The sequence below is a fragment of the Neisseria perflava genome, from assembly GCF_002863305.2.
Taxonomy (GTDB): domain Bacteria; phylum Pseudomonadota; class Gammaproteobacteria; order Burkholderiales; family Neisseriaceae; genus Neisseria; species Neisseria perflava_A.
On record NZ_CP136962.1, the window covers coordinates 1,914,898 to 1,930,871 of the forward strand.

The 15,974-nt window shown below is 53.5% G+C and carries 11 protein-coding genes; 2 read left to right on the top strand and 9 right to left on the bottom strand.

The features are described from left to right. Positions 1-22: 22 nt before the first annotated feature. Positions 23-1,879, bottom strand: coding sequence for an ABC transporter ATP-binding protein (locus CYJ98_RS08925; protein WP_101755696.1), 1,857 nt, complete (start codon positions 1,877-1,879; stop codon positions 23-25). Between the two features lie 227 nt (positions 1,880-2,106). Beyond that, positions 2,107-3,330 carry a serine/threonine transporter SstT gene (sstT, locus tag CYJ98_RS08930; protein ID WP_101755695.1) on the bottom strand — a complete coding sequence of 408 codons (1,224 nt, stop codon included), beginning with the start codon at positions 3,328-3,330 and terminating at the stop codon, positions 2,107-2,109. Positions 3,331-3,777: 447 nt separating this feature from the next. On the opposite strand from sstT, the gene CYJ98_RS08935 reads away from it, so the two are divergent. Both CYJ98_RS08935 and CYJ98_RS08940 read left to right on the top strand, forming a co-directional pair. Beyond that, positions 3,778-5,619: an autotransporter assembly complex protein TamA gene (locus tag CYJ98_RS08935; protein ID WP_101755694.1), complete on the top strand. Its 1,842-nt coding sequence runs from the start codon at positions 3,778-3,780 to the stop codon at positions 5,617-5,619. Positions 5,620-5,699: 80 nt separating this feature from the next. Further along, a complete protein-coding gene (locus CYJ98_RS08940; protein ID WP_101755693.1) occupies positions 5,700-9,848 on the top strand; it encodes a translocation/assembly module TamB domain-containing protein in 4,149 nt (1,382 codons plus the stop codon). 238 nt (positions 9,849-10,086) lie between these two features. On the opposite strand, the gene CYJ98_RS08945 is transcribed toward CYJ98_RS08940, so the two are convergent. The 7 genes from CYJ98_RS08945 to recQ all read right to left on the bottom strand — a co-directional run bounded on the left by CYJ98_RS08945 (position 10,087) and on the right by recQ (position 15,941). Beyond that, positions 10,087-10,260 carry a hypothetical protein gene (locus tag CYJ98_RS08945; RefSeq protein WP_004519151.1) on the bottom strand — a complete coding sequence of 58 codons (174 nt, stop codon included), beginning with the start codon at positions 10,258-10,260 and terminating at the stop codon, positions 10,087-10,089. 12 nt (positions 10,261-10,272) lie between these two features. Then, positions 10,273-10,851, bottom strand: a complete 579-nt coding sequence (locus CYJ98_RS08950) for a sigma-70 family RNA polymerase sigma factor (RefSeq protein ID WP_101755692.1) — start codon at positions 10,849-10,851, stop codon at positions 10,273-10,275. A 142-nt stretch (positions 10,852-10,993) separates the two neighbouring features. Beyond that, positions 10,994-11,680: a DNA-binding domain-containing protein gene (locus CYJ98_RS08955; protein WP_101755691.1), complete on the bottom strand. Its 687-nt coding sequence runs from the start codon at positions 11,678-11,680 to the stop codon at positions 10,994-10,996. Continuing rightward, positions 11,670-12,512 (bottom strand): DUF692 domain-containing protein, encoded by an 843-nt coding sequence (locus tag CYJ98_RS08960; RefSeq protein WP_101755690.1) that lies wholly within the window; start codon positions 12,510-12,512, stop codon positions 11,670-11,672. The genes CYJ98_RS08955 and CYJ98_RS08960 overlap by 11 nt, the downstream gene beginning before the upstream one ends. Positions 12,513-12,598: 86 nt before the next feature. Continuing rightward, positions 12,599-12,871: a hypothetical protein gene (locus CYJ98_RS08965; protein WP_049349240.1), complete on the bottom strand. Its 273-nt coding sequence runs from the start codon at positions 12,869-12,871 to the stop codon at positions 12,599-12,601. 85 nt (positions 12,872-12,956) lie between these two features. Further along, positions 12,957-13,406, bottom strand: a complete 450-nt coding sequence (locus CYJ98_RS08970; RefSeq protein WP_101755689.1) for a DoxX family protein — start codon at positions 13,404-13,406, stop codon at positions 12,957-12,959. Between the two features lie 225 nt (positions 13,407-13,631). Continuing rightward, positions 13,632-15,941: a DNA helicase RecQ gene (gene recQ / locus CYJ98_RS08975; RefSeq protein ID WP_101755688.1), complete on the bottom strand. Its 2,310-nt coding sequence runs from the start codon at positions 15,939-15,941 to the stop codon at positions 13,632-13,634. Between the last annotated feature and the right edge of the window lie 33 nt (positions 15,942-15,974).

The window sequence follows — 15,974 nt, forward strand, 5'->3', positions numbered from 1 at the left end:
CTTTTATCTTCTTTCAAAGCGTTTAATTATTTTCCCACTCGACATGCTCACTCAAGAAGCCGCCGCTTTGGTGTGCCCAAAGTTTGGCGTACAGGCCTTGTTTCTCGAGCAACTCGGTGTGGCTGCCTTCTTCGATGATGCGGCCTTTGTCCAAGACGATGAGGCGGTCCATCGCGGCGATGGTGGAGAGGCGGTGGGCGATGGCAATCACGGTTTTGCCTTCCATCATTTTGTCTAGGCTTTCTTGGATGGCGGCTTCGACTTCGGAGTCGAGCGCGCTGGTGGCTTCGTCAAGCAATAGAATCGGCGCATCTTTGAGCATAACGCGGGCGATGGCGATGCGTTGGCGCTGGCCGCCGGAAAGTTTCACGCCGCGTTCGCCAACGTGTGCATCATAGCCGCGTCGGCCTTTGGCATCGCTTAAGTTAGGAATAAAACCTGTGGCCTCGGCGCGTTCCGCAGCGGAAATCATCTCGGCTTCGGTCGCATCGGGACGGCCGTAGATAATATTGTCGCGGACGGAGCGGTGCAGCAGCGAGGTATCTTGCGTGACCAAACCGATTTGGGCGCGCAGGCTTTCTTGGGTAACGCTGTCGACGTTTTGCCCGTCAATCGAAATCGTGCCGCTTTGCGGTTCGTAAAAGCGCAGGAGCAGGTTGACGATGGTGGATTTGCCTGCACCGCTGCGGCCGATCAAGCCGACTTTTTCGCCCGGGCGGATGGTGAGGTTGAAGCCGTTGAGGAGCGGTTTGCCTGCTTCGTAGGAGAAATCGACGTGTTTGAATTTGATTTCGCCTTGCGACACTTTCAGCGGCAGGGCGTTCGGCTTGTCGAGGATGGTTTGCGGTTTGGACAGGGTTGCCATGCCGTCGTTGACGGTACCGATGTTTTCAAACAAGCGGGCGGATTCCCACATGATGTATTGCGACAAACCGTTCACACGCAATGCCATGGCCGTGGCCGTGGCTACCGCGCCCACGCCGACTTGGCCGTGATACCAAAGCCAAATGCCCAAGGCGGTCGTACCGACGGTCAGCGAGCTGTTGACGATAAAGCTGCAAGTGTGCAGCAGCGTAGCCAAACGCATTTGGGCATGGACAGTCACCATAAACTCTTCCATCGACTGCTTGGCATAAGCGGCCTCGCGTGCGCCGTGGGAGAAAAGTTTGACGGTGGCGATATTGGAGTAGGCGTCGGTAATGCGGCCGGTCATCAACGAGCGCGCATCGGCCTGGCGTGAAGCGGTTTTACCGAGTTTGGGAATCAGAAAGCGCATAATCATGGCGAATCCAATCATCCAGCAGATAAACGGCAAAATAAGCCATGCATCAAATGAGGACAGAATCACGCCGGAAGTGATGAAGTACACCAGCACATAGACAACCATATCGGCAACGGTCATCACGACATCGCGCAGCGCCAGCGCGGTCTGCATGACTTTGGCGGACACGCGTCCTGCAAATTCGTCCTGATAAAAGCCCAGGCTCTGCCCCAGCATCAGGCGGTGGAAATTCCAGCGCAGGCGCATGGGGAACACGCCTTGCAGGGTTTGCAGGCGCACACTGGACGCGAAAAAGGTCCAAACGGCAAAAAATGCCACCATGGCCATCATGCCGATTAAAGCATGGCCTTTTTCAACAAAAAGCGTTTGCGGCGTATACGTGCCGAGCCAGTCGACCACCTTGCCCATAAATTGGAACATCAAGGCTTCCATGATGCCGACGCCGACCGTAAACACGGCCAACACGGCAATCCATTTGCGCACGCCTTCAATGTTGCTCCAAATAAACCGCCACAACCCTTTTTCTGGCGTTTTCGGAGCCGCTTCTGGATAAGGGTCGATGCGGGACTCGAACCATGAGAATATTTTTTTAATCATTGTTTTTGCAAATGTGATAAGACGGTCAGGCCGTCTGAAAAGAGGTGTTCAAATACATTCAAGACTGTATTTTACGGGAAAAATCCAACTGATGACAGCGGATACCGTCAGTCCGACCAAACCAATCTATCGGCTTGACCATCTAAAAATCCCTTTGCTTTGCATAAAACAAAGGCCGTCTGAAAGTTTTCAGACGGCCTTTGCTGGATTTAGGTTAACCCTAAAAATTACTCTTTACGTTGACGACCTAAATCGGCAGCGGCAGTAAACAAAACGTCGGTGGAAGAGTTCAACGCAGTTTCTGCAGAGTCTTGAATCACGCCGATGATGAAGCCGACAGCAACCACCTGCATGGCCACATCGTTATCGATACCGAACAGGCTGCACGCCAAAGGAATCAGCAGCAATGAGCCGCCGGCCACACCGGATGCACCGCACGCGCTGACGGTGGCCACCAGGCTCAGCAGCAGGGCAGTGGCGAAGTCAACTGTAATGCCTTGCGTGTGCGCCGCAGCCATCGCCAAAACGGTAATGGTGATTGCCGCACCGGCCATATTGATGGTTGCACCCAATGGAATGGAGATAGAGTAAGTGTCTTCGTGCAGACCCAGTTTTTTCGCCAATGCCATGTTCACAGGGATGTTGGCGGCGGAAGAACGGGTAAAGAAGGCATACACGCCGCTTTCGCGCAGGCAGGTAAACACCAGCGGGAAAGGATTGCTGCGGATTTGCGTCCACACAATAATCGGATTGACCACCAAAGCGATAAACAGCATACAGCCGAGCAATACGGCCAACAGCTGCATATAACCGGCAAGCGCTTCAAAACCGGTTTCCGCAATAGTAGAAGATACCAAGCCGAAAATACCCAGCGGCGCAAAACGGATAATCCATTTCACAACGGTCGAAACGGTATCGGCCAAGTCGGCCGCCACTTGGCGGGTCGTATCCGAACCGTGATGACGCAAAGCCGCGCCCAATACCAAAGCCCAAGCCAAAATGCCGATATAGTTGGCATTGGCCAGCGCGTTAATCGGGTTGGCCACCAAATTCATCAGCAGCGTTTTCAACACTTCGACAATGCCGGAAGGCGGCGCAACGGACACATCGCCTGCCGCACGCAGAATCAGCGTGGTCGGGAATGCCATACTGGCGACAACCGCCACCACAGCGGCTGCGAACGTACCAAAAATATACAAAATCAAAATCGGTTTGATGTGGGCCTGATTGCCTTTTTGGTGTTGCGCAATGGCGGCAGTCACCAAAACGAATACCAAAATCGGTGCGATAGCCTTAAGCGCACCGACAAACAGGCTGCCCAGCAGTCCTGCGCTGATACCGACTTGCGGCGCAACTGCGCCCACAAGAATACCTAAAACCAAGCCGATGGCGATTTGTACCACCAGGCTGACGCTGTTGATCGCGTTTAAAAGCGGATTGCCACTTGCCATATCCGTTCCTTCAATTTAAAGATATGTTAAAAAAGTCTTACATTCTAAAATAAAAAATCATTTGTCGGCGAGGTTTTCATGCACACCTCACAAAAACAGCATTAAAGTTTAGCATTTATGACACAGTTGGCACTTTATACCAAAAATACAGTCAAACCCGCTCAAACCCTACTTTAAAGTATGCCCATACCGTTGCTTTACTTCTCTATATCTTGCTTTCAGACGGCCTGAAATCTGCGCCATAAGGCCGAATACAAAGGCAACTTCATCAATCAAAATACAAAAACATAAATATTACAATCAGATAGAAACAAACCAAAATCCGCCCTTACGTCACATTTTGCAACATTATCGCGCTAAATTTCCGTTTATAACCATAGCCTGAAACCTTGCAGAAATAATGTTAAAATCCCCAAACTGAAGAATTGTCGCTGTCGAACACACATCATGACCAAACTGACCTACCCTGTTTTATTTGCATCATTGGCGCTCGCCTACGGACACGCGTTGGCAGTAGATACTTCCGTTCCCAAAGCGGAAGACTACGAGGCCGTTCCCGAATCCGAAATGCCCAAGCAGCCCAAAGACGACCAAACAGGCAAACTCAAGCCCAAATTTCCCGTCAAAATCGACACCCAAGACAGCGAAGTCAAAGAAATGCTTGAAGAATACCTGCCGCTGATTACCCAGCAGCAGGACGAAGAGCTGGATAAAGAGCAGGTCGGCTTCCTCGCTGAAGAGGCACCCGACAACGTCAAAACCATGCTCCGGACCAAAGGCTATTTCAACAGCAACGTCAATATTCAAGACCACGGCGAGAGCTACACCGTCAACGTTACCCCCGGTCCGCGCACCAAAGTCGACAACGTCAGCGTGGCCATCCTCGGCGACGTATTGAATGACGACAACTTGGCCGAATACTACCAAAATGCAATGGAAAACTGGCAACAGCCCGTTGGCGAAAACTTCGACCAAGACGGCTGGAGTGCAAGTAAAACCTCCGTCCTCAGCGCGGTAACACGCAAAAAATATCCATTGGCAAAACTCACCACCACCCAAGCCACCATCAATCCCAATACGCAAAAAGCCGACTTGAACGTCATCGTGGAGAGCAACCGCCCCATTTACTTCGGCGACTTCCAAATCACCGGCACACGCCGCTACCCTGAGAGCGTGGTTTCCGGCATGGCGCGTTTCCACCCCGGTTCGCCTTACGACTTAGACAAAATCCTCGACCTGCAACAGGCGCTCGAACAAAACGGCCACTACTCCGGTGCGTCCGTACAAGCCGACTTCGATCAACTGCAAGGTGACCGCGTTCCCGTCAAAATCAACGTGACCGAAGTCAAACGCCACAAACTGGAAACCGGTATCCGCTACGACTCCGAATATGGAATCGGCGGCCGCATCGCCTACGACTATTACAACCTCTTTAACAAGGGCTACATCGGCTCGGTCGTTTGGGATATGGACAAATACGAGACCACGCTGGCCGCCGGTATCAGCCAACCGCGCAACAACCGCGGCAACTACTGGACAAGCAACGTTTCCTACAACCGATCGACCACGCAAAACCTTGAAAAACGCGCCCTGACCAGCGGTATTTGGTACGTCCGCGACCGCAACAATATTGATGCCCGCTTCGGCCTCGAATTCATTACCGAAGACCGCAAAGTCCCCGACACCAGCTACGATTTGGGTCGAAGCCATGCCACCATGTTGACCGCCTCATGGAAACGGCAAAGCATTGAAACCGAGCTGCACCCTCAAAACGGCTACTACCTCGACGGCAAAATCGGCTCGACCTTGGGCAAACTCCTCTCCTCCACCCAAATGGCACGCGCCACGGCACGGGCAGGCTATTTCTTCACGCCTGAAAACAAAAAACTCGGTACGTTCATCGTACGAGGACAAGCAGGCTACGTTTATGCCCGCGAAGGCGAAGAAGTACCGTCCAGCCTGATGTTCCGCACCGGCGGCGCAACTTCCGTACGCGGTTACGAACTCGACAGCATCGGCTTAGCCGGCCCCAACGGCTCCGTTTTACCGCAACGCGCCTTGGTGGTCGGCAGCCTCGAATATCAATTCCCAGTTACCAAGAGCTTCTCCGGCGCCATCTTCCACGATGTCGGCGATGCGGCGAGCAACTTCAAACACATGACCTTAAAACACGGTACCGGCTTGGGCGTGCGCTGGTTCAGCCCGGTTGCGCCGTTCTCCTTCGATATTGCCTACGGCCATCACGACAAAAAAATCCGCTGGCACATCAGCTTGGGCACAAGGTTTTAACAAACATACTCACCATCCATTCTTTCAGACGGCCTCAGCCATTTCAGGCCGTCTGAAAAACAGACAAACAGAAAAATATCATGACCGATACTGCAAACACTTCCACGCCGTCTGAACAACAGCCCGCCCTGCCAAAGCGCAAAAAACGCCTGTTGCGCGGCTTTGTCCTGTCCGCCTTGGGCGTATTGACCGTTTCCGCCGGCGCGATCGGCTGGCTGGTCGGTACGGAATCGGGTTTGCGTTTCGGTTTGTACAAAATCCCGTCATGGTTCGGCGTCAAAATCTCTTCGGACACGCTGAAGGGGACGCTGATTGAAGGTTTTGAAGGCGATAAATGGTTGATTGAAACAGAAGGTGCGGACATCAAAATCAGCAACTTCCGCTTTGATTGGAAACCGTCCGAGCTGTTCCGTCCGTCTTTACATATTACCGAAGTCGTGGCCGGCGACATCGCCATCGTGACCAAGCGCACGCCGCCCAAAGAAGAAGAGCCTTCAAAAGGCCTGCCCGACAGTATAGACCTACCCGTTACCGCCTATCTCGACCGTTTGGAAACCGGCAAAATCAGCGTGGGCAAGCGTTTTGACAAGCAGACCGTCTATCTCGACCATCTGCACGCGGCCTATCATTACGACAAAAAAGAACACCGCCTCCACATCAAAACCGCCGACACGCCCTGGAGCAGCTCGACAGGCGCGGTGGTGCTCGGTTTGAACAAACCCTACGTCCTCAATACCGCCATCTACACCAAAGGCCAGCTTGAGGGCGAAACCATACACGGCACGGTGCGCCTGTGGGGCAGCCTGCAAGACGTGTACACCGACCTGCTGCTCGACAGCGACAACGTTCATTTGTCTGCCAAATCCACCATCCACCCATTCGCCGACAGCCTCAATGAAACCGTCGGCGAAATCCTGATTAAAGGTTCCAACATCAATCCGCAGGCCTTCCTGCCCAGCCTGCCCAAAGCGCGCCTGAATTTCGACGCCACCACCATTCCGTCCTTTACAGACGGCGTTGCGCTGGAAGGCTCGATAGACTTGGAAAACGACCAAGCCGGTTTTGCCGATGAAAACCATATCCCCGTCAAACGCATCCTCGGCGAATTCATCGTCGACGACAAAGGTACGGTCAAAATCGAAGACATCGGCGTCGGCCTGCTCAAAAACGGCAGCATCGACGTATCCGGCTCTATCGATACCGCCCAAGACCAGCTCAAACTCGCACTGGGCATCAACAATACCGGCGCAGACGACTTTGTGCGTCAAAACATTGCAGGCCGTCTGAACGGCAGTATCGACGTCAAAGGTGAAACCTCCTCCCCTGTCATCAACTGGAATCTCGACAGCGGATTTGCGCGTACAGACGGCATGCTGTTTTTCCAAACCGACAAACAGCTCGGCCAGCGCACGCTCAAGCTCGACAAAGTCCGCCTGGTTCCGCAAAACGGCGGCGAACTCAACGCCAAAGGCTCACTCGAACTCTTCAAAGACCGCAAACTGCAGCTGGACATCGTCAGCAAAGCCTTCAACCCTGCACGCATCGATCCGCAGCTTCCGCAAGGCAGCGTCAACGGCAACATCAACTTGACCGGCATACTGGCGCAAGAGAAATTCGCCGGCAAAATGCAGTTCGCACCGAGTACGCTCAACGGCGTTCCACTCAGCGGCAAAGCCGACGTCGCCTATGAAAACAAACACCTCTCGCGCGCCCTGACCGACCTGACCCTCGGCAGCAACATCGTCAAAACCAACGGCAGCTTCGGCAAAAAAGGCGACCGCCTTAACCTCAACATTACCGCCCCCGATTTGTCGCGTTTCGGCTTCGGCTTGGGTGGCCTGCTCAACGCGCGCGGCTACATCTCCGGCAGCTTTTCAGACGGCCTCAAAACCCTTGAAGCCGATTTGAACGGCGAAGCGCGCAACTTCAAAGTTGCCGATACCGTCAACATCCGCACCCTCGACTTCAAGCTTAAAGGCTCGCCAGATACCAACCGTCCGTTGAGTGCCGATATTAAAGGCGAACACATCGCCGTATCCGGCGGCGCGGCCATGATTGACAACGTCAACCTGCTCATCAGCGGCACAGGTTCGCACCACCACATCCGTGGCAACAGCAGCATGGCGGTGGACAACAAACGCTACAAGCTCGACCTCGACGCCACCGGCGGCCTCAACAAAGACCAAACCCAATGGAAAGGCACGGTCGACACGCTCGACATCAGCGGCGCGTTCAACCTCAAACTGCAAAACCGCCTCAACCTCGAAGCCGGCAGCGAACGCGTTTCCCTCAGCAGCGCGCGCTGGGCGGCCATGGGCGGCAACCTCAACCTGCAAAATTTCGTTTGGGACAAGAAAGCCGGCATTACCAGTAAAGGCAGCGCACAAAATCTGCACATTACCGAGTTGCACAACTTCTACACTCCGCCTATCGAACACAACCTCGTCTTGGGCGGCGATTGGGATTTGGCGTACAGTCAAAACGCGCGCGGCTTCCTCAACATCAACCGTCAAAGCGGCGACATCATCCTGCCGAGCAAAGACCCGAAAAACAAACAGCCTTTGGGGCTTTCCGCACTCGCCCTGCGTACCCGTTTCCAAAACGGCCGCATCGACAGCACGCTGGAAGGCAACACCCGCTTCGGCAAAGTTGACGGCACGCTCGGCATCGCCCAGCAGTTCGGCAACAACATCAACAACGCCCCTGTCAGCGGCAAAGTCAATATCAGCGTTCCCGATTTGGGCTCGCTCAAATCCTTTATGCCGGCGACAGCCCAAGGCATTGCAGGCCGTCTGAACGCGACCGCCACCATCGGCGGCCGACTCGGTTCGCCTACCGTCAACAGCAACCTTGACCTCCAAACCAATTACGGCCGAGCCGACGGTACCGTCAATATCGGTCAGGGTACCAGCTTCGACACCGCCCCCCTGAGCGGCAAGCTCAACCTGAACGTTGCCAACCTCGAAGTCTTCCGCAACTTCCTGCCCGTCGGCCAAACCCTCAAAGGCCGTCTGAACGCCGCCGTCAACTTGGCAGGCCGTCTGAACGATCCGCAACTGAGCGGCCTGATTAATGGCGACAACCTCTATTACCGCCATCAAACCCAAGGCCTGATTCTCGACAACGGCGTATTGCGTTCGCGCCTGCAGGGTCAAAAATGGGTGATCGACAGCCTCAAATTCCACCGTGGCGGCACGATTGAGCTCAAAGGCGCGGTCAACCTTGCCAACGCCAACCCCGATGTCGACGTGGACATCGTCTTCGACAAATACCGCACCCTCTCGCGTCCAAACCGCCAACTGCAGCTCTCCGGCGCGGCCAAAGTCCTCTATAATCCGGAAAAAGGCGTATCGCTCAACGGCACACTCAACACCGACTACGGCAGGTTTGGTTCGCAAAAATCCTCCATGCCGACCCTCGATGACGACGTGGTTGTACTGGGCGAAACCAAAAAAGAAGCAACGGCCACCACGCCGATTAATATGAACCTTGTCTTGAACATCAACGACAATGTCCGTTTTGTCGGCTACGGCGCAGACGTTACCATCGGCGGCAAACTGGCCATCACATCACATCCGGGCGAAGCCGTCCAAGGCGTCGGTACCGTGCGCGTTGTCAAAGGCCGCTACAAAGCCTACGGCCAAGACCTCGACATCACCAAAGGATCGGTTTCCTTTGTCGGCCCGCTGACCAATCCAAACCTCAACATCCGTGCCGAACGCCGTCTCTCCCCGGTCGGTGCAGGTGTCGAAGTCCTCGGCAGCCTCAACAATCCGCGCGTAACCTTGGTTGCCAAAGAAGCCATGAGTGAAAAAGACAAACTCTCCTGGCTCATCCTCAACCGTGCCAGCAGCGGCAGCGACGGCGACAATGCCACGCTCTCTGCGGCCGCCAGCGCACTGCTTGCCGGCCAAGTCAACGACCGCATCGGCCTTGTGGATGATTTGGGCTTTACCAGCAAACGCAGCCGCAACGCCCAAACAGGCGAGCTCAACCCTGCCGAACAAGTCCTGACCGTCGGCAAACAGCTCACCAACAACCTCTACGCAGGTTACGAATATGGCATTTCCAGCGCCGAACAATCCGTCAAACTCGTGTACCAACTGACCCGCGCCATCCAAGCCGTTGCCCGCATCGGCACGCGCTCCTCCGGCGGCGAGTTGAAATACACCATCCGCTTTGACAACTGGTTCGGCAAAGACGAACCCGAGCCGGAAGAACAACACTAAAAGCCGTGAAAAAGGCCGTCTGAAATTCATCTTTCAGACGGCCTTTATCTTGTTCTACCGTATTAGAATCTTCAGCCATGCCTCAAAAAACAAAGGCCAACGGCGCAAGTTTAAAAATAAATGCAGCTAAAAAAGTGAACGGCAAACCATGGCTTATTCCAAGTTAGCAATAAATAAAGCAGATGCAAAAAGGCCGTCTGAAACTGACAGGGGTAGGTTTCAGACGGCTTTTTTTGAATCATCGAAACAACTTATGCATGGCATTGCTAATTAATTCGAGCTGTTTCTTATATTCGCGGCAACGGGGGCAGAGCGACAGGTGGACGGCAAGGGCAATGCGGTTAAAAAGACTGAGATGCACTTGGTCTTGCTGTTTGGAAATCAGATCGGTTATTTTGCGGCATTTTTTCATGGCGTTTTCCTGTCAGGCATGGGAGAACCATTTGATTTGCAGGCACTGGCGCAAGGTTTCGCGCGCACGGTGCATGATGGTGTAATAGTTGGCATGGCTGATGCCGCATTGTTCGCGGATTTCATCGCTTGAAAAGCCGAGAATCTCTTTCATGGTAAACACGCGGGCGGTGTTTTCCGGCAGATGGTAGAGGCAGGTCTGCAAAACTTGGTAGAACTCTTTATTGTTCAAACTGGCTTCGGGCGAGTCCCAACCCTGAGGCTGTCCTTCGTCCGTCCAATGCCCGTCGGCGGCAAAATGTCCTTCAAAGGCTTCATCCAAGGCTTCCTCGTCGCGCGTGACGAAAACTTGGCGTTGCCGTCCGATTTGGCGCAGGCAGTCGGTAATTTTGTTTTTTAAGATTGCAAACAGCCAGCTGCTCACTTGGGCGTCGCCTTTGAAACCCTCGGCCGCACGGTAGGCAGAAAGCATGGTTTCCTGTACGAGGTCTTCCGCCAAATCGGGGCGGTCGGGCAGCTGGATATGGGCAAAGCGCAGCAGCAGTTTGCGGGATTCGGCAAGCTCGGCATCGGTCAGTTCGGGTAGGGCCATAATGTATCAGTATGAAATGAATGATCAATATACTTTTGATTTTACGCTGATACGGCAAGAGCATGCGATTGAATCTATAAACGATTTCAGTAGTATTTTTGTTTCGCCGAAACCGACTGCACCCGTTTCAGACGGCCTTGATTTATGCCGCAACCAAAATGCCCTGTTCCAACCATTCCGTCCATTTTTGCCTTAATGCGTCCTGCCAAGCGTTTTCAGACGGCATGAACTCTGCCAGCATGGTCTGCAGGCCGTTTAGGGAAGTGGGCGTTTCTGCCAGCGTTTCCAGCAATAAGGCATCGAAATCGTCGAGCGTTTGGTACATCACGTCATCTTCCTTATCGCGCCACACCAAAACAGCAGTTTCCGCCTCCTGCAATTCGTCCGTCACGTCATACTGATAACGGCGCACAAAGGCGGCGGGAGAAAGGGTGTAAGCCAAATCGTCTGAATCGGCATGGGTTGTTTGGCTATCGGTCTGAGCGGTTTCGGCGAGCAGCTGGGTGTGTTCAAAGTCCATCAATGCCAAGAGGTCATCTGAAAGCGGCAGGCTTTGGCAATATTGGAGGAACTCGCCGGGGATTTCTTGAAAATAGGGCGTTTGAGCGCGCGCGTTGCGGACGAAACCTTCTTTCAGACTGCCCCATTCTTCGCTGTCAAAGTATTGCAGCGTTTCGGTATAACAGCGGTCGATAAAGCTGTGAATATTGTTGCGTATCAGGCGGATATAGACATTCAACCGCTCTTGCGGCAATCCATCTGCGGCTTTGCCTTCGCGTATAGCTTGGGCAAAGCGGTGTTGATATTGGGCGGAAGTTTCAGGCTGCACGGCGGTATTCCTTTCCGGCACGCATTTGATAGTTGGCGATTTTAGCGACTTCGGCTTCAAGTTCGGCAAAAGGCGGGAAATTGAAATCGCGTTCCAACAGGGTGGGCGGAATCGTCGGCAGTTTGGCATAGGCGAGTTCGAGCAAATCCCAAACGGTCGGCAAAACCGCCGCGCCATGCGTATCAATCAACAATTCCGGCGTTTCTACGTCATACCCGGCAATGTGGATATAGCACACACGCTCTGCGTCCACATTTTCTAAAAAGGCCTCAGGCGATAACAGGCCGTGGTTGACGGCGTTGACGTAGATATTGTTCACATCGAGATGAATGCCGCAGTCGGCTTCACGGGCAACTGCATTGAGGAACTCGACTTCGTTCATCTCGGCAAGCGGAGAATGCAGGTAGTAGGAGGTGTTTTCTACGGCGATGCGGCAGCCCAAACGGTCTTGCACTTCGCGGATACGGCGCGCGGTATGTTTCACCATCTCATCAGTGAAAGGCAGCGGCAACAAATCGTAAAGATGACCGCCGTCGTGGCAATAGCTCAAATGGTCGGAGAAAAACGTGCAGTCATAACGGCGCATCATTTCTTTGATGCCGTCTATCAAGTCGGTATCCAGCGGGGCTTGTCCGCCCAACGACATGGATAATCCGTGCAATGCCAGCGGCAGCCGTTCCGCCACGCGGTCAAACTGTTTGCGCGCCCTGCCGCCCATTTTCAGCCAGTTTTCGGGGGCGGCTTCGATAAAGCGTATCGGGCTGTCGTCTGAAAGCGAGAGGAAGTCTTCCGCCAAGTCGCGGCGGTAGCCCAAGCCTGCGTGTTGAATCATGGTGATGTCCTGTTATGATGCCGTATGAACGACAAAGTCGCATTTTTGTTTATAAAATGCGACTTTGTTAAAGGTATGTTGCAGGATTATTTAGAACCGCATTTACCTTCGCCGCATTTGCCTTCTACTACTTTGGCAGCTTTGGCTTTTGATGCTTTGCCTTTTTTGGCGTGTGCTTTTTTCATGGCCGCGCCGCAAGTACCTTCACCGGCTTTGGCAGCCGCGCCGCAAGTACCTTCGGCAGCTTTAACAGTTTTCTCAACAGCCACGTCGCTGGCGGCTTTATCAGCGGCAACAACACCGGCAGCCAGAGACAGGGACAGTGCACCGGCCAGAGCAGCAGCTACATTTTTTTTCATTTCAACTTCCTTTTTAAAATATGGGTTTTAAAACAAATCAAGGGATAATATCGGGCATTTAAAGTCGGCCCGCGACCATTAATCCTTAAAGAAAATACTTGATACGACAACAGCGTTTCTTCAGCAGGGCATCCAAAGACAGACGGCCTGCGCCCTGCAATAGGACAGGAAATAAAACCACCAAATAAATCAGTGCCATTTTATAACCGTTGTCGCACACATTGTACCCCAAGCCGGCATGTACCGCAGACCATGCGACAGCTGTTACAACCATCAATCCCAGCGCGGACAGCCGCGTTGCCAAGCCGACGATGAGCAACGCAGGCAAAACCAGTTCCGCCCACATGGCCAAATTCCAGTTGACCGTATCCGACAACAAATTGAACGGAAAGGGAAATTGGCTGTTGATATCTGCAAACCAGTTTTCCCCGTTCCATTTTTCCAGGCCGGACTCAAGAAATTCATACGCGGCAAAAAGCCTGAGTGCCAACAAGCCGAAAGCGGCCTGCCAAGAGGGGTTGGATGAGGTGTTCATTTATTTTCCTAATCGATGTGTGTGTCGAATGGGATAGGACGAAAAATCCATCGGTACCATCCCATCTTTCCTGCCTGTTTAGACGCGGCAGCTTTAAAAAACTGACAAAACAAATGAAGATATTTTCTTATTCATTGTTTTATAAAGATTAAAAATTCAAAAAGGCCGTCTGAAACACCATGCTTGATTGGGTTTCAGACGACCTTTAATGATGAACGCGGTCAATCAATCCGCTTGTTTACACAATTCGACAATTTCTGCGCCGTATTTGTCGGTTTTCTCCTCATTCATACCGTGGATTTCCGCCAGCTCCGCCAAATCTTGCGGCCGTCGGGCGGCAATCGCGCGTAGGGTAACTTTGCTGCATATCTGATAGGCTTCGAGGCCTTCATGGCGGGCAGTATCGATGTTCCACTGAAGCAGACGGCGCATCAATCGGCGTTTGCGTTTATCCTCTTCGCTCAGGCCGTCTGAAAACGGGCGGCAGATGTTTAAAATGCCCTCTCCGTATTGCTCGATACGTTTTTCGCCGAGTTTATACACGCCCAAAAGGTCGATGGGTTCGGCAGGCGTATTGGTCAGCAAGTCGTCCATGCTTTCGTTGGAGAACACCGTTCCCAGCGTCACTTGATCGGCACTTGCCTGCTGCTCGCGCCAAGTTTCCAAAGCCCGTTTTAAGGCCTGTTCGCGCTCGCCCAAGCTGTGGATAACTTGTGCGCTGTCTGTGGAAACCGTACCGGCTTCAGCTGTTTCGCAAACGTCGAGTATCTCCAAACCGAATTTATTGATTTTCGCCTCGCCCAAGCCGTAGATTTGGTGTAAATCTTCCAAACTTCGGGGCATTTTTTCGACAATATCGCGCAGGGTTTTGTCGCCGCAAACCACATAGGCCGGCACTTCCTCTGCCCGGGCGCGTTGTTGCCGCCATTGGCGCAATGCCTGCCACAAACGCTCTTCGCGCTCGGTACGCAACCAATCGTCTTTTGGCTTTTGGGTGGCCGTTTTTTCGCGGCGCAGGGGGCGCAGCATGACTTCGGTTTCACCCTTGAGGACTTGTTTGGCCGCTTCGGTCAGCTGCAGGGCTTGATGCTGCTCGACATTGACGGTGAGATAGCCCAAGCTGATGCACTGGCGGATGACGCTGCGCCATTCCTTGTCGGTCTGTTCGCTGCCGATGCCGAATGTGGATAACTTGTCATGGCCGTTGCGCTGTATCCAATCGTCGCTTTTACCGCGCAAAAGGTTGGTGATGTAACCGGCGGCAAAACGTTGTCCGGCGCGGTACACGCAGCTGAGTAATTTTTGCACCAACACCGTGCCGTCAAACCGCACGGGCGGATGCAGGCAGTTGTCGCAATGGCCGCAGGGTTCGGATTCTTCGCCGAAATGTTTGAGCAGCAGTACGCGGCGGCAGGCGGCGGTTTCGCAGACGGAAAGCATGGCATCGAGTTTTTGCATTTCGATTTGCTTTTGCACCTCGTCGCTGTTGCCTTCGGCAATCCGTTCGCGCAGCAACACCCAATCGTTCAAGCCGTAACACAGCCAACTCACGGCAGGCAGCCCGTCCCGGCCGGCACGCCCCGATTCCTGATAGAAATGTTCGACACTTTGGGGCATATCGAGATGGGCGACAAAGCGCACGTCGGGTTTGTCTATGCCCATACCGAACGCCACGGTCGCCACCACAATAATATTGTCTTCATGCGTAAAGCGGCGTTGGTTTTCCTCGCGCACATCCATGCTCAAACCGGCATGATACGGAATCGCCTCCAAGCCGTTTTCACACAAAAACTGCGCCACATCCTCGACTTTTTTACGGCTTAGGCAATACACAATGCCGCTTTGCCCATGCATCTGCTTGCGGATGAAATCCAGCAATTGTTTTTTGCCATTGTTTTTCTCGATAACCTGATAATAAATATTCGGGCGGTCAAAGCTGGAGATAAATTCGGGCGCATTGTCCAAGTGCAGATAATGCTTGATGTCGGCGCGCGTGGCCGCATCGGCGGTAGCGGTCAGGGCGATGCGCGGGACGTTCGGATAGCGTTCGGCAAGCATGCCGAGCTGTTGATATTCGGGGCGGAAATCGTGTCCCCATTGGCTGACGCAATGCGCCTCATCAATGGCAAACAGGCTGACGGTTTGTTGGTCGAGAAAACGTAAAAAGCGGTCGGTAACCAAGCGTTCCGGCGCGACATAAAGCAGTTTCAGACGGCCTTGGGCAAGTTTGTCGGCAATCTCGCGCGCCTCATCTGCCGATGTGCTGCTGTTGACTGCCACCGCTTCAATCCCGGCCACATGCAGGCTGGCCACTTGGTCGTTCATCAACGCAATCAGCGGCGATACGACAACCGCCACGCCTTCGCGCATCAGCGCCGGAATCTGGTAACACAAAGACTTGCCCCCGCCCGTCGGCATCAGCACCATCAAACTCTCGCCGCCGGCCAATGCATTGACGATAGCCTCCTGCTTGCCACGAAATTCGGGATAACCGAATACTTCGTGCAAAATCTGTTTGGCGGTCGGCTGAGGCATAATGGTTCCGTAGAATAGGGGAAAGCGTTATTT